This is a genomic window from Lacrimispora amygdalina (genome assembly GCF_003432035.1).
GTDB classification, from domain to species: domain Bacteria; phylum Bacillota; class Clostridia; order Lachnospirales; family Lachnospiraceae; genus Lacrimispora; species Lacrimispora amygdalina.
In genome coordinates this window covers 113911-132799 of sequence record NZ_QOHO01000012.1, presented here as the reverse complement: position 1 = coordinate 132799, position 18889 = coordinate 113911, and the positions used below count along the sequence as shown (strand labels likewise).

22 protein-coding genes are annotated in these 18889 nt (G+C 41.7%); all 22 read right to left on the bottom strand.

All coding sequences use genetic code 11. From position 1 onward, the window contains the following. Positions 1 to 19: 19 nt before the first annotated feature. Complete coding sequence (locus DS742_RS03755) at positions 20 to 793, bottom strand: flagellar hook-basal body protein (protein WP_117415690.1); 774 nt, start codon at positions 791 to 793, stop codon at positions 20 to 22. Positions 794 to 807: 14 nt separating this feature from the next. Continuing rightward, a complete protein-coding gene (locus DS742_RS03750) occupies positions 808 to 1611 on the bottom strand; it encodes a flagellar hook-basal body protein (RefSeq protein WP_117415689.1) in 804 nt (267 codons plus the stop codon). A gap of 17 nt (positions 1612 to 1628) precedes the next feature. Next, positions 1629 to 2444, bottom strand: a complete 816-nt coding sequence (locus DS742_RS03745) for a sigma-70 family RNA polymerase sigma factor (protein WP_242996381.1) — start codon at positions 2442 to 2444, stop codon at positions 1629 to 1631. Next, positions 2441 to 4513, bottom strand: coding sequence for a flagellar biosynthesis protein FlhA (flhA, locus tag DS742_RS03740; protein ID WP_117415688.1), 2073 nt, complete (start codon positions 4511 to 4513; stop codon positions 2441 to 2443). The genes DS742_RS03745 and flhA overlap by 4 nt, the downstream gene beginning before the upstream one ends. 41 nt (positions 4514 to 4554) lie before the next feature. Continuing rightward, complete coding sequence (flhB, locus tag DS742_RS03735) at positions 4555 to 5616, bottom strand: flagellar biosynthesis protein FlhB (RefSeq protein ID WP_117415687.1); 1062 nt, start codon at positions 5614 to 5616, stop codon at positions 4555 to 4557. A gap of 23 nt (positions 5617 to 5639) precedes the next feature. After that, positions 5640 to 6401, bottom strand: a complete 762-nt coding sequence (gene fliR, locus DS742_RS03730) for a flagellar biosynthetic protein FliR (protein ID WP_117415686.1) — start codon at positions 6399 to 6401, stop codon at positions 5640 to 5642. 27 nt (positions 6402 to 6428) lie between these two features. Then, the gene (locus DS742_RS03725) at positions 6429 to 6689 is read right to left on the bottom strand and encodes a flagellar biosynthetic protein FliQ (RefSeq protein ID WP_117415685.1); all 261 of its coding nucleotides are present in this window, start codon (positions 6687 to 6689) and stop codon (positions 6429 to 6431) included. Positions 6690 to 6706: 17 nt separating this feature from the next. Next, complete coding sequence (gene fliP, locus DS742_RS03720) at positions 6707 to 7366, bottom strand: flagellar type III secretion system pore protein FliP (RefSeq protein WP_117415684.1); 660 nt, start codon at positions 7364 to 7366, stop codon at positions 6707 to 6709. A 10-nt stretch (positions 7367 to 7376) separates the two neighbouring features. Next, positions 7377 to 7733, bottom strand: coding sequence for a flagellar biosynthetic protein FliO (locus tag DS742_RS03715; protein ID WP_117415683.1), 357 nt, complete (start codon positions 7731 to 7733; stop codon positions 7377 to 7379). Positions 7734 to 7750: 17 nt separating this feature from the next. Then, positions 7751 to 9121 carry a flagellar motor switch protein FliN gene (gene fliN, locus DS742_RS03710; RefSeq protein ID WP_117415682.1) on the bottom strand — a complete coding sequence of 457 codons (1371 nt, stop codon included), beginning with the start codon at positions 9119 to 9121 and terminating at the stop codon, positions 7751 to 7753. Between the two features lie 50 nt (positions 9122 to 9171). Further along, positions 9172 to 9618, bottom strand: coding sequence for a flagellar basal body rod protein FlgC (flgC, locus tag DS742_RS03705; protein WP_117415681.1), 447 nt, complete (start codon positions 9616 to 9618; stop codon positions 9172 to 9174). Between the two features lie 24 nt (positions 9619 to 9642). Beyond that, the gene (locus tag DS742_RS03700) at positions 9643 to 10002 is read right to left on the bottom strand and encodes a response regulator (RefSeq protein ID WP_104438793.1); all 360 of its coding nucleotides are present in this window, start codon (positions 10000 to 10002) and stop codon (positions 9643 to 9645) included. A 48-nt stretch (positions 10003 to 10050) separates the two neighbouring features. Then, positions 10051 to 11091, bottom strand: a complete 1041-nt coding sequence (locus tag DS742_RS03695) for a flagellar motor switch protein FliM (protein WP_117415680.1) — start codon at positions 11089 to 11091, stop codon at positions 10051 to 10053. A 22-nt stretch (positions 11092 to 11113) separates the two neighbouring features. Next, positions 11114 to 11902, bottom strand: coding sequence for an OmpA/MotB family protein (locus DS742_RS03690; RefSeq protein WP_117415679.1), 789 nt, complete (start codon positions 11900 to 11902; stop codon positions 11114 to 11116). Between the two features lie 48 nt (positions 11903 to 11950). Beyond that, the gene (locus DS742_RS03685; RefSeq protein WP_117415678.1) at positions 11951 to 12766 is read right to left on the bottom strand and encodes a motility protein A; all 816 of its coding nucleotides are present in this window, start codon (positions 12764 to 12766) and stop codon (positions 11951 to 11953) included. 33 nt (positions 12767 to 12799) lie between these two features. After that, positions 12800 to 13003 (bottom strand): flagellar FlbD family protein, encoded by a 204-nt coding sequence (locus DS742_RS03680; protein ID WP_117415677.1) that lies wholly within the window; start codon positions 13001 to 13003, stop codon positions 12800 to 12802. 64 nt (positions 13004 to 13067) lie between these two features. After that, positions 13068 to 14690: a flagellar hook-basal body complex protein gene (locus DS742_RS03675; RefSeq protein WP_117415676.1), complete on the bottom strand. Its 1623-nt coding sequence runs from the start codon at positions 14688 to 14690 to the stop codon at positions 13068 to 13070. An 83-nt stretch (positions 14691 to 14773) separates the two neighbouring features. Next, positions 14774 to 15145 carry a TIGR02530 family flagellar biosynthesis protein gene (locus DS742_RS03670; RefSeq protein WP_117415675.1) on the bottom strand — a complete coding sequence of 124 codons (372 nt, stop codon included), beginning with the start codon at positions 15143 to 15145 and terminating at the stop codon, positions 14774 to 14776. A gap of 51 nt (positions 15146 to 15196) precedes the next feature. After that, entirely contained in the window at positions 15197 to 15763 is a 567-nt protein-coding gene (locus tag DS742_RS03665) for a flagellar hook assembly protein FlgD (RefSeq protein ID WP_117415674.1), read from the bottom strand. A 20-nt stretch (positions 15764 to 15783) separates the two neighbouring features. Continuing rightward, positions 15784 to 17034 carry a flagellar hook-length control protein FliK gene (locus DS742_RS03660; protein WP_170313353.1) on the bottom strand — a complete coding sequence of 417 codons (1251 nt, stop codon included), beginning with the start codon at positions 17032 to 17034 and terminating at the stop codon, positions 15784 to 15786. A 74-nt stretch (positions 17035 to 17108) separates the two neighbouring features. Further along, complete coding sequence (fliJ, locus tag DS742_RS03655) at positions 17109 to 17558, bottom strand: flagellar export protein FliJ (RefSeq protein WP_117415672.1); 450 nt, start codon at positions 17556 to 17558, stop codon at positions 17109 to 17111. 22 nt (positions 17559 to 17580) lie between these two features. Further along, complete coding sequence (fliI, locus tag DS742_RS03650) at positions 17581 to 18882, bottom strand: flagellar protein export ATPase FliI (RefSeq protein ID WP_117415671.1); 1302 nt, start codon at positions 18880 to 18882, stop codon at positions 17581 to 17583. Between the last annotated feature and the right edge of the window lie 7 nt (positions 18883 to 18889).

Sequence of the window (18889 nt, the reverse complement as noted above, 5' to 3'; positions counted from 1 at the left end):
TCATCGAACTCTGCTATATTTACCGCAGAGAATTTATTGTCGACTCAACTTCATCGGAAGTCTGTACCATTTTAAGAGCATAGGAATATGCTCTCTGGGCCTCCATCATTCTTGTCATCTCCAATGCAAAATCTGTGCCGGACTGCTCCAGCGAACCAGATACCACTTTTGCGTTCTCCAGCAGAATGGGGGTGCCATTGGCTGCTGTTGCAGCAAAAACATTATCTCCTATGGGTTTTAGACCATTGGTATTTGCAAAGGTATAAATTCCAATAGCATGAGGATCATGTTCATCTTCCTGCAGTTCTTCCGTTTCTTCTTCCTCTTCTTCGTTTTCTTCGGAAGGGTAGGATGCCGGTTTTACATCATAGGAGATTTCTTCCTGGTCCATATTAAGAACTCTTTTGCCATCCACATTTACAAGGTAAAATTTATCCGTCGTCTTCGCAAGCTGGAAACGTCCGTCTCTGCTATATGTAATTTCCCCGGTTACAGGATCTTTCAGCATGAAAAATCCATCGCCTTCCACCGCATAATCATGTTCCTGTCCTGTGGACTGATACGGCATCGCTGTCATATTGGTTTTTATCTGGTCAATTTTAGTCCCGCTGCCGGTTTTTACGTTAGCTGACTCAAGGGAGTTCCGTGTCTGTGCATAAACCAGATCGGAAAACACACTGTATTCAGGTTTATAACCGACTGTATTGACATTTGCAATGTTGTTAGATACCACATTCAGTTTTGTCTGCTGACCCATGGCGCCCAGCGCGCCTATGTAAAAGGATTGATTCATCCGCTGTTCCTCCCTTATACTCTGCCAATATCAGTTACTATTTTTCCCATCAGCTGATCGTACATCTTAAGCACCTGAGCCGCACTCTGGGAAGCTCTCTGACTGGTCATCATGGATGTCATCTGTTCAATGGGGTCGATGTTTGAGCGTTCCACAGACTTCCACATCAGTCCTCCGTCAACAGCTTTCGCTTCTGCCTGGGAAGTGAAGGTTCCGTTATCGCCTTTTACAAGCTGGGTTTCATCATCAAAATTTACCACTCCGATTTTTCCAAGAAGGGTTGGCTCTTCCTCCTCAGCATCAGCGTTGTCTTCATCGGTTTTAAGCCCTTTTAACGGTACTTCATATATATTCCCCGACTGATCGACTGTAATGTGATTAGAGGTCATTTCAATGGGATTTCCATCTTCGCCAAGTACTCTGCCCAACTTTGACAGGCAAAGATACCCATCCTGATCAATATCAAAAGAACCGTTCCTTGTATAAAGACGATTCCCGTCAGCACCCTCAATGGTAAAAAATCCAGGCTTTGTTAAAGCAAAGTCTAAATTTCCACCGGTCTCTTCCACATTCCCCTGATTAAAACTGGTCTTCACACCCGCTACGGTACGCATCATGGATGCAGTACCAATCTGAACGGGATTGCTTTTATTGATATTCCCGCTCCTGTAAAGCATCTCATCTTTAAATGTGGTGCTGGTCATTCGGTCTGATTTAAAACCAGGAGTGCTAACATTTACCATATTATTACTGATGGTATTTAAATTCCGGTTTTGATAAAGCATTCCGGAAGCCAGATTATAAAATCCTTGAAACATCCCGCTATTCCCCTTTCCTATTTCCCATTTATAAAATTAGTCAGATTCAGTCTCAGCTTTTGAATCGCATTCGAGTGGATCTGTGAAATTCTCGGTTCACTGACATTCATGATCCTGGCAATCTCTTTCATATTTAATTCGTCCATATAATATAAAGAAATAACCTTTTGTTCATTTTCTTTCAGATTATTTATGGCAGATACCAGAATCTGCTTAAATTCCTCCTGAAGATAGTGAGATTCCGGCTGGTCATTCTCACTGATGGATGGCAGCTGGACTGTCTTCTTGTTATCATTGCTTCCCTCTAAAACCATGTCAAGGGATATCACACTGTAAACATTCGTCTTTCCCAATGCTTCCTGATATTTATCCAGGGATACATTTAAATAATCAGCAGTTTCTTTTGAAGATGGAAAACGCCCCAGACGGTTGCATAATTCCATAACCGTATTATCCAGCTCCTTGGCATTTTTCCTGACACTTCTTGGTATCCAGTCCTGCTTTCTTGCCATATCTATAATCATACCACGAATTCGCTTGGAAATATACGTTTCAAACTTCACATTCATATCAGGATCAAATTTTTCAATCCCATTCATGATCGTCAATACACCTTCATTAACGATATCCTCTATTTGAGCAAAGCTTAAATAGACATCACGCATTTGAATAGAAATGCTCTTCACCATATACATGTAACGCATTACCAGCTCGTGCTTGATTTTAATATCCTTAGTACGCTTATATTTAATTAGTAAATCTTCATTGGTATATTGGCTTAACTCCTGCTCCATTCCGATTAACACTGCCTTTCTGACATTAAACCCTGTCAAACGGTAATATTTCCGACTGCCTGGATCTGAATATTATTTGCAATTTCATTAAATGAAAGAACATAAACATTTGGATAGAACTGCTCGATCAGGCGGTAAAAATACAGCCTTACTACCTGACTTGTAAGAATTACAGGCTTTTGTTCCAGGTCATTGAACTTCTTAATCTGTTCTCCCAGCTGGCCGATCACCGACTGCATCACATCTGGGCTGAGCGCCAGGTATACACCCTGCTCGCCCTTGGCCATGCTGCCGATAATATTTTTCTCCAGATCTGCATCCAGAGTCAGAACTTTCATCTGACCTCCATCACAGAACATTCTGGTAATGGTTCTCTTTAAAGCAATTCTGATATTCTCAGTTATGAGATCAATGTCTCTGGTTGTTGAAAGAGCATCGACAATGGTCTCTAAAATGGTCTCCATATCTTTAATCGGCACGCCTTCCTTTAACAGACTGTTGAGTATTTTCTGAAAGTTGCCGTAGGACAGCTGGCCTGGAAACAGTTCTTCAACAAGTTCTGCCGAATGCTTCTTAACATTATCTAATAGCTGCATCACTTCCTGCCTTCCAAGCAGCTCATATGCATGCTGTTTGATTGTCTCCGACAAATGGGTCAGCATGACTGACAGGGGATCAATGACTGTATAACCATAAATTTCCGCCATTTCTTTATTTTCGGGACGGATCCATTTACTTGGAATTCCATAAGCAGGCTCTATCGTTTCAATTCCATCCACCTCCCCGGAAAGGACCGGCGGCTCCAGTGCAAGATAGTAGTCTACAAGGATTTCACCCTTTGCAACCTCTTCGCCTCTGATTTTAATCACATACTGGTTTGTATTTAAACTGGAACTGTCCCTCAGTCTTACTGATGGAATGACAAATCCCATGTCCTGAGCATACTGTCTGCGGAAAATGACAATACGGTTAATCATTTTTCCTCCGCTGCCTTCATCAATCAGAGGAATCAGACTGTAACCAAATTCCAGCTCTATGGGTTCTACACTGATAAGGGAATAAACATTATTTACATCCCTGTAATAGGATTCCTCATCGGAAGGTGTCTGCTGGCTGGAATCTTCCATGAACGGATTCTGATGCTGCTCCACTTCTTTAAAGGCCGCCTGTTTTACCTTACGTTCCAGCTGATAGCCGGTACCTACAAGCAGAATCGCCATAAGACCAAGCTGAAATTTAGGCATTCCGGGTACAAGCATCAATACAACCATTACGAACCCGGTTAACATAATGGCCCTTGGCTGGGCCAAAAACTGGGCTGATACATCTTCGTTCAAACTGCCGTCTGATACGGCTCTGGTAACAACCATACCGGTAGCTACCGCTATCATAAGGGAAGGTAGCTGGGATACCAGTCCATCACCTACCGTAGCAATACTATATACAGTGAGAACCTCATTAAAGGGCATATTTGACTGAACCATACCAATGATTGCACCACCGATAAAATTGACAGCGGTAATAATCAGAGAAACAATCGCATCGCCCTTAACAAATTTGGTGGCACCATCCATGGCACCGTAGAAGTCTGCTTCCTTCTGGATTTTATATCGTCTCAGCTTTGCTTCCTGCTCATTGATCAGACCGGAACTTAAATCTGCATCAATCGCCATCTGCTTACCAGGCATGGCATCCAGGGTAAATCTGGCTGCAACCTCAGATACACGCTCTGTACCTTTTGTAATAACCAGAAAGTTTACTAATACAATAATGAGGAATATAATAAAACCTACTACAACATTTCCCTGTAAAACGAAATCACCAAAGGCTTTAATGACAAGACCAGATGATCCCATTCTGGTTAAAATATTACGGGTGGAAGATACGTTAAGTCCAAGCCGCAGCAGTGTGGTTATTAACAGAAGCGATGGGAATATGGAAAATTCCAGAGGCTCCTTAATGTTCATGGTTATCAACAGGATAATCATGGAAAGGGAAATATTTATTATAATCATTACATCCATAAAAAATGGAGGCAATGGGATGATCAAAAGAAGCACAATTGTAATGACAAATACTACAACGGAATTTCTAAGTAAAGTCTTCATTCTTTTTACACCATTTCTTTCAAGTATCTATGCCGCATTTTCTACTCTATGATCTTGTTATTCATACGGTATACGTATACCAGAATCTCAGCGACCATACCATAATATTCCGGAGGGATTTGTTCCCCCACTTTGGTACTGGCAAAAATTCCTCTTGCAAGAGGCTTGTTTTCCAGCACATAGATTCCATTTTCCTCGCCTATGGCTACAATCCTTAAAGCAAGTTCATCCTGACCCTTGGCAAGCAGAACAGGTGCATTATCTTTTTCTATGTCATAGCGCAGCGCTACCGCGTAATGGGTCGGGTTACGAATAATTACATCTGCAGTAGGAACTGACTGCATCATCCTGCTGCGGGCTCTTTCTCTTTGTAAGTTCCGGATACGCCCCTTTATTTCCGGATTTCCTTCCGTCTGCTTGTATTCTTCTTTCATCTCCTGCTTTGACATCTTAATCTGACGTTCATAATCCCACCACTGGTAGAAATAATCAAAGCCGGCTATTGCCATAAATACAATCGATACCTTTATCACCATATCCATAATGGCATCCAGAACGTATACTGCCGAATCCATTAAATTCATATCAATGGTTCTGGCCACTGCTCTTAAATCACTTTTTATGATCTGATAAAGAATTACTGAAAGTATGGTAATTTTAACCATATTCTTGATAAGCTCCACCAGACTTTTCAAAGACAGCAGATTTTTAATCCCTTTAATGGGATTCAGTCTTTCAAACTTGGGAGCCATATTACTTTTTGTAAATAAAAATCCTGTCTGTATTCCTGTTCCAAGAATTGCCAGAGAGGTGGAAACAAGAATGATTGGAATCGCTGCTTTTGAAATAGCAATTACTGTATCCCAGAAAACTCCTGTTGTATAATCCGACAGTGTATCTGCTGCCGGAGCCAGACTGACATATTTGATCATATAATCCCGCATGGTCCGATACATGAGCGGAAGCAATGCTTTCAGCATCACGAAAGTTCCAAGAAGCGTAGCGATCATAACCACATCCTTACTAACTGCAACATGACCCTTTTTACGTTCATCCCGCCGTTTTTTCGGTGTGGCCTTCTCGGTTTTGGAATCATCTGCCATTTCCGTTCATCACATCCTTTGCGCTATAAAATCCTGATCATATTCTCGACTGCCAGAAGCATCTGACTGATAATAACACCTACATAATCTGACATAGGTGAAAATAAGAATATAAGCATTAACAAACCTACTAAAACCTTTGCCTGAATATTAACTACAAATACATTGATCTGTGGGATAATCTTCATTAAAATTCCTACTGCTATTTCTGTTATAAACTCAATTGCCATAATCGGAAAAGCAAATTTAAGTGCCATAACAATACATTGAATAAATATTTCAAGAATGGCCCATGCAACTTTTGTCCCAATCACAGCCTGTCCGTAAGGCACAATTTCCGACGACTGGATCAGAAGCTTAAACAAAGCCAGATGACCATCTACTGCAAAAAACAATAATATGAAATATGCGTGAAAAATGCTTCCGGTAACCGCAACCTGTGCGTTACTCTGAGGATCAAATACGGTGGCCATGGATAGTCCCATCTGGAAATCTATAATAGTTCCCGCATATGTGATAATCATGACAAACAGTTCCATAACAAATCCAATTGCATACCCCATCGCAAATTCTTTAATAAGAAGCACCGCATATTCGATGGAAGTAACCGGCTCCGGAACCTGAGAAGAAGAAAACGAATACAGAAGAAGGGTAAACACCATAATCGTACCGCCCTTCACATAACCGGGTATATTCCGTCTTCCTAAAATCGGATTCAGAAGTATAAAACCTGACATCCGCATGAAAATCAGGGAGAAAAGCATCATCTGTCCTATATCCGGCATTTAACTCTTCCTTTCGTCTGTAAAACCCTACCCCAGCATGGTATTGAATATATGTACGGTAAAATCACTGAGCGTCTTCATCATATTACTGCCCATAATCAAGAGCATGAGTCCTACAACAAGCAGCTTGGGCACAAAGGTAATAGTCTGTTCATGGATCTGGGTTGCAGCCTGCAGTATGGAAATAAGAATACCGATGATCATACTGACCACCAGAACCGGCCCTGCCAGTTTAACGGCTGCTCCGAACATTTCATACATCAGGGTGCTGAGCGCAACTTCTGTCATAAAGATTCCTCCTGTCATTAATGAAAGCTTTTAACGAGATTTGTGAATAATAACTCCCAGCCATTAACTGTAACAAACAAAAGAAGCTTAAACGGAAGCGATATCATGGCCGGCGGCAGCATTACCATACCCATAGACATCAGCGTACTGGAAACTACAATATCCACCAGCATAAATGGAAGAAAAATCATAAAGCCTGCAGTGAATGCACGTTTTAACTCCGATGTCATAAATGATGGAATGATTACTGTCATTGGTAAATCTTCAATTTTTTCCGTTTTTTCTGTTTTGGATAGATCTACAAACAGATTTAACGTACTTGTTTCCGTCTGCTTCAGCATAAAACGCTTCATGGGTATCTGAGCCCGTTTGAGTGCCTCCGACTGGTTTATTTCTTCTTTAATGTATGGCTGGTAAGCCTCCGTATTGATATCTTTTATAACTGGATCCATAATAAACAGTGTTAAAAACAACGCAATACCTACCAGAACAATATTGGGCGGCGTCTGCTGTACTCCAAGAGCATTCCTGGTAAAAGAAAGGATAATGATGATTCTGGTAAAGGAAGTCATCATAACCAGAATAGAAGGCATCAGCGATATGATGGTCAGAATGAGGAAAAGTTCCAGGGTAGGCACCCTGCCTCCATTAATATTAACTAAGGCATCTGTATTCATTCTGTTCCTCCTACATGTCTTTCCGGTTTTTGTCCGTATATTTTTTCAGAATACTGATGAAATCAGGGTATCCCTCTCTCACTTGAGGATTTGGGATATCCAGACCTTTTTGAATATCCTCCTCCGTCAGTTCTGCAAGAATCGTAATCTGTGAAGAAGCAATACCAATAAGAAAATAATGGCTGCCTGCACGAACTACCGCAATAGACTTATCCTGCCCAAGGGGAAGCCGGTCCAGCATCTGCATATAAGTTCCCCCGCGTTTTAAGCCCATTCCTTTTCCGATACTTTTCGTAAATAAATAGCTTAAGTACAGAATGAGAATGGTCATAATCAGTACCGATAACAGACTGATCACACTGTTCATCTACAGGCCCTTCCTCTCTATTCAACGTTCTTTTTGATTATTTCGGTGATACGAATACCAAAATTATCATCAACAACCACTACGTCGCCTTTTGCAATACATCTTCCATTTACATACAGATCAACCTGTTCTCCAGCCAGCTTGTCTAAAATAACGAGTGAACCTTTTGTAAATTCAAGTATTTCTTTGACCAGCTTTCTGGTTCTGCCGATTTCCACGGATACCTCTAAAGGCACTCCCATGATCAGCTCACGGTTTTCTTCCTGCTCCTCGAAGCTTACCTGCCCTTCTGTAAAGGTATTCTGAGGTACGGACTTTACATTGATGGTCTTTGGCTCCGAAGCTTCTTTCTTCGGCATGTTCATCTGTGAATTCTGCATCTGCAGAATCATCTGCTGCATCTGGTTAATCATCTGCTGCTGCATCTGCATCTGATTCATCATCTGCTGCATGGCAGAATTGTCTGTATCCGGCATCTGGTTTGCCATTGTCGGCATGGAAAATACCGGCTGTGCAGCAGGTGCAGGTGTTGGGACTGGTGTTGGTGTAGGTGCCGGCGCTGCGTCCGTTGCATTGCTTCCGTTTAACAGCATCTCAATTTCCTCCTGGGACAAGATACCACCTGAAGACTCCTGCTTTGGAGGTGTCTGCGGCTGGGGCTGTGGTTCTGGAGCTGAACTGCCTGCAAGAAGTTTTTCAATTTCTTCCTGGGACAAAATGCCGCCTGATGAAGCCGGTTCAGAAACAGGTTCCGGAGCCTTTACAGGAGCAGTTTCTACTTCCGGTTCGCTCTCTGCCTGAGGAAAGAATCCTGCCACCAGTTCTTTTGCAAGAGCGGGAGGCATCACGTTAATAAACTCACTGGCCATCTGATCCGCTATCTTTAAATTAAAGCCAACAACAACCATTAAATCTTCGTCATGATAGTATTTTTCTTTAAAATCTCCCACATCTTCAATCTCAAAAGAAGTAGGGGTTGAAATATTGACCGTCTTGCTTAAAAATTCGCTGAGAGCGGTTGCCGAAGCCCCCATCATCTGATTCATTACTTCACAGATAGCACTGATATTTAATTCATTTAATTCAAAATCCTCTTCCGGGGTTTCCGTTCCCATCAGCATATCTACGATAACCTTAACATCATGCTTTTTCAGGAGCATAATATTGCTTCCGCTAAGACCCGCAATGTAAGTAATCTCCACACCCACTGCCGGTTCCAGGTTTGATATTTCGAACTCACTTTTAGTCAAAACCCTTACTACTGGTGTGGTGATATCAACTCTGGCATTGAGCATGGTAGATACTGCAGTGGCTGAGGCACCCAGGCTTATGTTTAGAATTTCACCTATGGCATCAATCTCAAATGCGCTAAAATTATTCGAATCCATACAACTTTTCTCCCTTTATACTCATTTAGCCCTCTATGCCATATTTTACCTTATTTCCCAATCTCCAAAGCCTTGGAAGCCATCATTTTTATGGCATTAAATGCGGTTATATTGGCTTCATAGGACCTGGTTGCAGACATGCTGTCTACTGTTTCCTTTATCAGATCCACATTAGGCATCTGAACATAGCCGTTCTCATCTGCATCCGGATGCTCCGGGTCGTAAACGGATTTCAAAGGACTGGTATCTTCCACTATCTGTGATACCCTGACTCCGCCTGCGCTCTGCTGGCGGCTTTTTCCTGCTGCATTCATTAAGGTTCTGCGGAAATTGTTTTCATTCTGCGCTTCAAGGACCACCATTCTTCTTCGGTATGGGCCGCCGGAAGCCGTTTTGGTGGTATCGATATTCGCGATATTTTGTGATGCAATATCAAGTCTGAGACGCTGAGCAGTCATAGCTGACGCACTAATATTCATCGAACTTAAAAACGACATTTGTACCCTCCTCAATGAATCAGCTTAACCGATTATACCAGTAACTGTCTTTAAAATTCTGTCCGGTTTGAATGGCTTAACAATAAAATCCTTTGCTCCTGATTTAATAGCTTCAATTACCATACTTTCCTGTCCCATGGCTGAGCACATAACAACGACTGCATTGGGATCCTTTGCTTTAATCGCTTTTAACGCTTCCAGTCCATCCATATTGGGCATGGTAATATCCATGATGATAAGATCAGGGCTTATCTCTGTAAACATCTGAACAGCCTGAGCTCCGTCAGCTGCTTCATACAGATCGGTATATCCGTTCTTTGTCAGCGTGTCCTTAATCATCATTCTCATAAATGCTGCATCATCTACCAATAATATTTTTGCCATTTTTTACATCTCCTTTATTATCCTATAATTCTTTATGTAATCCCTGACTCAGCTTTCACTGGTCTGGTAATTTCCATTTTCAGCCTGCTCATCAATTTTAACAGCCATATCATCAATTTTAACAGCTACATTCCGCTTATGAACGCCCAGCTGACCTTTAAACCATGGCTGGCCTTCTACAAAAAGCTTTACATCAGAATCTTTTGGCGTATTCAAATTGATTACATCTCCAACATGAAGATTATATACATCATCAAGTGAAATTGAGGTATCATCAAGCTGGGCCCTGACAAGTAAATCTGAGGATTTAATACTATGCATAATCTCTCTCCTGTTGTCCTGGCTGTTGGCTTCTTCACCCAGCGCACTATGTTTGCGCTTGTCCATGATGTCAAAAATATTCATAAGAAGAGAACCTGGAATGCATACATTCAGTCTTCCTGAGCACTCCTTCATATCTACATCTATCACTACAATAACAATGGTTTCATCCACACCAATTTCCTGAAACATACTTGGATTTTCTTCCAGCCTTGTCAGTTCGAAATTTAAATTAATATAGCTGGACCAGGAATCCCTTAAAGCACCGATTATATATTGAATCACTCTGTGATACAGAGCCATTTCAATCTCTGTATATGTATAAGATTCATCTACATTAATATCAGCCCCAACACCTCCCAGCATGCGGTCAATTAAATTGAGCATCAGCGTCATACTTGCATTAATAAGAAGCGGAGGATTTTTACTGTTGTTGGGCAGTGTTACGTTGACTACAGTAAGAACATCATTATCACTAAGTGCGTTACCAAACTCATAATATCTCTGTTCCTCAACGGTAACTACGGACAATTCGCTGGTAGTCCGAAATATACTGCTGATCTGGGAGCCTGCTATTCTGGAATAATTGTCGAATATACTCTTTAAAATTTTCAGTCTGTCCTTGGTAAATTTCTTCGGACTGTAAAAATCATATTTCCGGTATTTTACTTCATTTTCCTTTTTCTCTATCTCCTCAATAGGCTCGCTGGTTCCACTCAGGGAATTTAAAAGCGCATCGATTTGACTTTGGGATAATACTTCAGCCATTTGTTTCACTCCCGCTTTTTATTTAATTGCCCGCATTGTTCTCACTATTGTGATACACCTGATTGTAATACTCTTCCAGGGACTTTTCAACGGTATCATTTTTAGTTATTAAGATCTCCACACGGCGGTTTTTTGCACGTCCTTCATTGGTATCAAACGGTGCGATAGGGCGAAACTGTCCAAAACTCATCCCTACCAGTTTTTCCGGTGCAACAGCATTCTGACTCTGCAGATAGATAATGACCTCTGCGGAACGCTGCGCAGACAACATACGGTCATTACGTATGTTATTTGGTCTGTCCGGATTACCCTGTGAGGTATGTCCCAACACCTGAACTTCCTTAATATTGTTATTGGCCTGTGCCATGGCAGCTGCAAACTCACTGAGGACATCCTTGCCTTCCTGCCTGAGCACAGAACTGTCTCCATCAAAAAATACTTTATCACGAAATGAGATAAATGTGAAGCCATCTCCACGTGTAATTTCGACAGAATCCTGCATATTCCGATCATCAATTATTTTTTTCAGCATCAGATACAATTCGTCAAAATCTGTACTCTCTCCGCCTTCCGCAGGTGGATTTCCTTTTAATTCCCCCTCACCATCTTTCGCATTGGCATCCAACACAATCTGATCCGATGATTCAACAGCACTGGGATTAAAACTCTGCACCAGAATCTTCCATTTCGACTGGTCAATGGAGGACATTGAATACAGAAGAACAAAAAAGCACAGCAACAATGTAACCATGTCTCCATATGTATCCATCCAGCTTCCAAGCTCTTCCGGCTTTTTATTTTTCTTCATCATTAACCACCTGTTTCCCTGTTAAAATAAATGCTGTAAATTTACTGCTCATCAGGAATCTGCATTATTACCTGAACCGCCTCCGCCTGACCGTTTCTTCAGGATCTTGTTCTGCTGCGCCTGGGAAAGATAAGATAATAGCTTTTCCTCCAGGTATTTCGGATTGTCTCCGGCCTGAATCGACAAAACCCCTTCGATTATAATCTGCTTGTACAATAATTCCTCATCATTCCGAAGCCGGAGTTTTTTTGCCATAGGAACAAATAACAAGTTTGATAAAACACTGCCGTAGAAAGTGGTGATCAGGGCTACCGACATATCCTTTCCTATACTGTTGGATCCGTTGCCATCCATATTCATACCTTTCAGCATGTTTACCAGTCCCACCAGGGTTCCAATCATACCAAATGCAGGCGCCAGTGAGCTTCCTTTTTCATATACGCTGACGTCCTGATCATGACGCTCTGACATAGCTGAAACTTCACTTTCCAACATTTCTCTTATTTTTTCCGCATCCATCGCATCCACGATCAGCATAATGCTCTGTTTCAAAAAGGGATCCTTAATGCCATTAGCCTGCTCTTCCAAAACCAGTAATCCCTTTTTTCTGGCTGTCTTTGCCATGTCAACCATAGTATCAATTACTTTTTCAGCATCGTATCTCTTGGGATTGAGCATGATTGCAATGTGCTTTGGAATCTGCGCTAACGTTTTAAACGGAAAACTTGCTATCAGAGCAGCAATTGTACCACCAACTACAATAAGTACACTGGGCATGTCAATAAAATTTCCCAGCTTATCCATGCCAATTCCATTTATTATCAGAGCGATACCAACTACCCAGCCTACAATCAACGATATGTCCATGAATAACCTCCAACTGTCCAGGCATTTCCCGGATTAATCTTTCATATTCTTCCCGCGGGCATAGATTCGGGCATTGTAATCGATCGCCCGGTCTATAATTTCCTCAACACTTTCCTTCACTACATAATGCTTCCCGCTTACCAGGATAACATTGGATTCCGGTATTGATTCCACCCGCTCAATCTGTGCACAGTTTATAATGAATTCCTCATCATTCAGTCTTGTAAGACGAATCATATATTACCTCTCCTTAAGTCCGGGGAGGCGGAGTTAATACCTCCCCGGATTGTTGTGGAACCAATTATCGTTTCATATTAACTAATTCTTCCAGCATCTGATCGGTTACAGTGATGATTTTGGAGTTCGCCTGGAAACCTCTCTGAGTGGTAATCATATCTGTCATTTCTGTGGCGAGGTCTACTTTGGCCATTTCTAAGTAATTGCCCATGATACGGCCTTCTGAGCCACCGCCCTCAAATACGCTTACATTACCGGCACTGGCACCGACAGTGTAATAATAGCCGGAATCTTTTTCCAGACCGCCCATGTTCTGAACACTTCCCAGCGCTATCTTACCGATATTAACTGGCTGAGAATTTGCGGTAGTACCAACAATAGTTCCATCCGTCTGAATCTTATAGCTTGCAAACTCTGCAAGAGCATCGTCTGTAGATGTTCCACTGCTAGTGCTGCTGCTTGAAGATGCTGCAGTGGTCTGAGCTGTGGTCAAATTAGCCTGTGCCTTCGTTACAGCATTCTTGGCTGCTTCAAGTTTTGTCTCTTCTGTACTCACCGCAATTTTAGCTGCATCGCGAACACTTTGAAGAGAACCATCTTCCAATGTACTCAATTTGTTTGTAAAATCAACCATTGCTTTTTTTGCATCTTCATAATCTTGCTTTATGCCAGCATAACCTGGTAAAGTTGGATCAGCATCACGAAAATCTTCTAATTTGTCCTGATAATTGGTAAAATAATCATCAGGAGTTGGGATGGTACTCTCCGCAGTAGGTGCTATCAGCTGAGCCTTCAGCTCAATTAATTCATAATCAGCCTGTTCATATTCCTTAAGCTTTGCGTAATAAGTATCTCTTAAGGTATTACTCGGGTCTGTTGTAGCATTCTTCCAATTATCATATGCAGTATTCTTAGCCGTTTCTTTAGCTGCTAAATCTAACTCTAAATTACCAATACCTTTAATGGTACCTGCAGCATTTTCTATGGAATCATATTTCGCCTGATAATTAGATTGAGCTGTTACATATGCCTGTCTTGCTGCTGACACAATCGCATTCTGACTATTGTATGCAGCCTGTGCATCACTAAGAGCTTTCTTAGCTGCAGTTACTGCATTGTTGTTATTATCATTTTTTAGCTTATTAATCACCGATTGATTCGGCAACTTTAATGGAACCAGTGATCCCGTTGCATATTCCTTGCTGTCCTGGTCATAACTGAATCCATATACGTAACTACCACTGTCATCTGTTAAGTAACCATTGGGATCCACTTTAAATTTACCAACTCGCGATAAATAAAGACCGCTTGACTTTACTGCATCATCCCTCTCTAATGACAAGGATCCGCCATTTAGCATGGGACCAACAATGAAAAATCCGGTTCCATCAATCATACAATCCAAACCGTTAGCAGAAGGTGACATGCTACCAGTTGAATAATCGTAAGTAATTGCGCCAGTAGTAACTCCATAACCGATTTGGTTCGCATTTACAGCACCGATCCCTCCCGTTTCGGTGTTACCACCAGATCCGGAACTGCTGTTCTGATACATAGCATCCTTAAAAGACATGCTCGCAGCTTTATATCCCCATGTATTTACGTTTGCAATATTATTACCGATAACGTCCATCTTTGACTGATGTGCCCTAAGTCCTGCAACACCAGCGAACATTGATCTGACCATATTTTTTTATCCTTTCTCTCTTTGAAACTGCCGCCTCCTGATGTCAGTCAGACATCCAGGTTAAGCCCCCATAAATGGTCCAGCTATAATAAAACGGCACTGTCAATATTGGTAAAAATGTTCTCTTTCATTTCATTTCCTGACATGGTTGTTACCACTGTGTTATTAGGAACATTCACAATAAACGCCCCCCGCTCACTGATAATAACAACATCTTTCGCGCCTTTTAAACGAGCTTTTTCCACAGCAGATTGCAGATCATCTAAAAATGATGGTGTAACGTCGATCCCCCGCTGATTTGCCCGTTCTGCCGCATGCTTGGAAAAGTGAAGCTTTTCTTCTCCAATCCGGCTGTTAAGAACATCACTGAAGCTGTTGCCGCATTCCGTTACCCCTGCCGCACTGCGAAGTTTCAGCTGCCGGACATCTTCAAATTGATTTATTTTTCCTATCATTTTCAATCACCAACCATATCATACTGAAAACCATTCAGCTATATTGCTTGTTTATACCGTCTGTTTATTATCCGTTGAATCCACGTTAGCACTATCAGCAGCGTTGTTTTCTGTATTCTCAGTGTTTGTATCCGTTTTAGTTTCATCAACCGGCTCATGCCCCTTTTCGTAAACAGACATTACTCCAGACACCAGATATCCTGTCTTCACGTCATCATCAAGATAAAGGGTAGGTATTCCATTATAAATATCCACACGGGTTACCGTTCCGTTATGCTTTTCCACATTACCGTTTTTATCAAGAACGCCCACTAAAACCGACTTTCCCATCATGGAAGTGCCGTAATTGATTGTGTTTACCTGCGCAAAATCATCCATTGATGTGGAGAAGTTATCCATTGCCTGCATCATGGCAATCTGTGTCATCTGGGTCATCATCTCAGAGTTGTCCATTGGACTTGACATATCCTGGTTCTGAAGCTGAGCCGCTAAAAGTTTAAAAAAACCTTCTGTGGATAATTCACTGTTTTGTTTTTCTTTAACCTTTGAATCGGTATCTGTTGCAGCTGAGTTATATAGCAGATTGCCTGTGCCGCCTACTGCATTCGTACTAGCCATTTTTTTCTCCTTATCGTAAATTACTCACTGATCTCATCAGAATCCATGTCTGATATACCAAGTCTCAGTTTCTGTACAAAATCTTCACCAAAATTTTCGGAATGATTCTGCCTGTGTTCCTGCTGTTCTCTCCCATTGCCCTGATGTTCCTGGTTATTATTTAAGTAATCCGGCTGCTGTTTGTCTACAATCACATGAATCGGACGTTCTAAGTTGTTTTCCAGGATACTTCCTAATTCTCCGGCCGACTGGGACAGCATCTTTAAGGTCTTGCTTTCCGTACAGACAACAGATACACTCACCTGATCTTTCTCGTAGGCTACTTTGATAAGAATCTTTCCCAGGTTATGAGGTTCCAGCTGCACTTCCAGACTCTTTCTGCCTGTTTCAATCTGTGATATAATTTTTTCTGAAAGCTTTGCATTCAATTCTTCCAGATTCTGAACCGGTAAGGCAGTGGCAGCTGTTTCAGCTTTGTGGGTACTTAATTCAGACATTTGCCTCGGTGCAATAAGCTTTTCCTGAAACATACCAGGAAACTTATCCTGTGCGGCATCTTCGTCATCCAGACGATTCTTTTCATCTGTTTTCAACCGATATCCTGGTCCATCAGCCTGCGCCAGTTTTTTCTCTGTCACACCGGGGCCATACTCTGTAATAACCTTCTCTGACACAGATTTTTCCAGTCCGCTCATTTTTAAAAGAGCTTCTCCAGGTCCCTTTACTTCTTCCTTTTCTCCAACTTTTAACGGAGCAGCATTTTTATCCTGTTCCACCAGTCCGATTTGGGAATCCGGCACCATCTTTTTTGGCATCAGACTGTTTAATGCATTGAAGTCTTCCTTTTCCTGAATCAAAGTACTGTCATCCTTCGGATTCCAGTTCTTAAGGCGAAATTCCTTAAGCAGCTGAAATGAATCCATAGATTTCGTATCCCCGGATTCTTCCTTTGAATCTAAGGAAACCGGCATCTGACCTTTTAAAGATTCCAGGCCTGCAATCAGCGCATCTTTTTTCTGCTGATCAGGAGCATCAAACGTTTCACGGGTTATTCCATCCTGCTGCGCCTGAGGTACCCCTGCGTTTGAAGCTGCAGTTTCAAGATCCTTATTCAAATCCTTCTTGTCTTTGCTTCCAGTGTCTTTCTTTAAATCTTTCTCTCTCATCATTTTCTTAAAACCGGAAGAATCATTTATTGATGTATCTTCTGTCTTCTGAGATTTTGGCATCTGCCTGATTATAACTTCCACACTGTTTGTTTTCATCTCCATTGTTTTCCCTCCTTTCTCTATTCTGCCTTGAGGCATTGATTTTATGGTAACTGCCGGATTTTGAACCGGCAGGACTACCTGCTGCTGCGAACTGACATCGTATTAGAGACAAACTCTTCGATAAACAGCTCTTCACTTTTTAACACATCTTTGTTGTATTGATCCAGCTTTTTTTCTTTTAATTTATCAATGGAAGCTTTTTCTTTTTTAGCCTCAATCACTTCGGTGCGCTTTTGTTCCTCTTTTTTCTTAAGCTTCAAAAGTATCCCCTGTTCCGTAACAATTCTTTGCTGAATAAACGTTATATAGCGTTCATATTCTCTCATGATATTGACAGTAACCCCGCAGAGGGTATCTTCCCGGTAACGGACAGCCGCACTTTGGCTCTTTTCCATCAATTCCTCAATCCGCTTTTCCTGCTGTGCTACACTGGCAAGAATCTGTGCATGTTCCGTTTTGAGATTCTCAAGCACCTGGTCTTTATAATTTAAAACAGTATCAAGAGGAAAATTGAATTTTTTCATCTTCAGCCTTCTTTCACAGAGTTTACTTTAAAATTGCTCTCATCTTCTCAAGTATTTCTTCATAGCTGTCATTCTCATTGATCCCCTGACACAAAAAATTATTGATCTTCTCTATCTTAGCTATGGCAACATCCAGTTTCGGATTGGTTCCCGACTTATAGGCGCCAATGGAAATTAAATCTTCATTCTTTTCATACAGGCTCAAAATATCTCTGATTTCAGAGGCCATCTTTCTGTGCTCATCAGATACAATATTGGTCATAAGACGTGATATACTGGCACTTACATCGATTGCCGGAAAATGATTGGCATTCGCCAGCTTTCTGCTCAGTACAATATGGCCGTCTACAATACCACGCACGGTATCGGCAATGGGTTCGTTGGTGTCATCACCTTCTACCAGAACTGTATAAATTCCGGTAATGGAACCTTCTTTAAAATTACCGCTTCGTTCCAGAAGTTTTGGAAATTCAGCATATATGGAAGGGGTATAACCTCTTGCTACCGGAGGTTCACCGATGGCAAGACCAATCTCTCTCTGAGCCATCGCAAAACGTGTGAGAGAATCCATCATAAGGAGTACGTCTTTCCCCTGGTTTTTGAAATACTCTGCAATCGTGGTAGCAACCAGCGGGCATTTCATGCGAAGCATAGCCGGCTGGTCCGAAGTCGCCACTATCAAAACAGATCGTTTCATTCCTTCCGGACCCAAGTCCTTTTCAATAAACTCTCTTACCTCACGGCCACGCTCTCCAACCAGTGCCACAACATTGATATCTGCCTTGACATTTCTGGCGATCATTCCAAGCAAAGTACTTTTTCCAACACCGCTGCCTGCAAAGATACCGATACGCTGGCCCTTACCGATGGTATTCATACCATCGATTGCCTTGACACCGAATTCCAGCGGATCTGTAATGGGAGGGCGGGTCATGGGATTGATATAAGGATTCTCAACATAATAATACTTGGGATTTTCAAAAGGTCCTTTCCCATCCATGGGTTCTCCCTTGGCATCTATAATCCGGCCTCTTAAAAAATCTCCCACAGGGATCTTCAAACGTCTTCTTGTATTTCTTACAAAGCTTCCTGCTGCTATTCCGCTCATGTTTTCATAGGCCATAAGCTGAATCTTATCATCTTTAAATCCAACCACTTCCACAGGGATCTGTTCTTTCCTGTCCTCATTGTAAATATAAGCGATATCCCCAATGCTGGCCTTTCCTCCGGATGCTTCCATAGACATACCAACAATATTTTCAATCTTGCCGATATGGTCAATGGTCTCTGTTTTCATGATTAAGTCCGATAAATCTTTGAACATACGGATT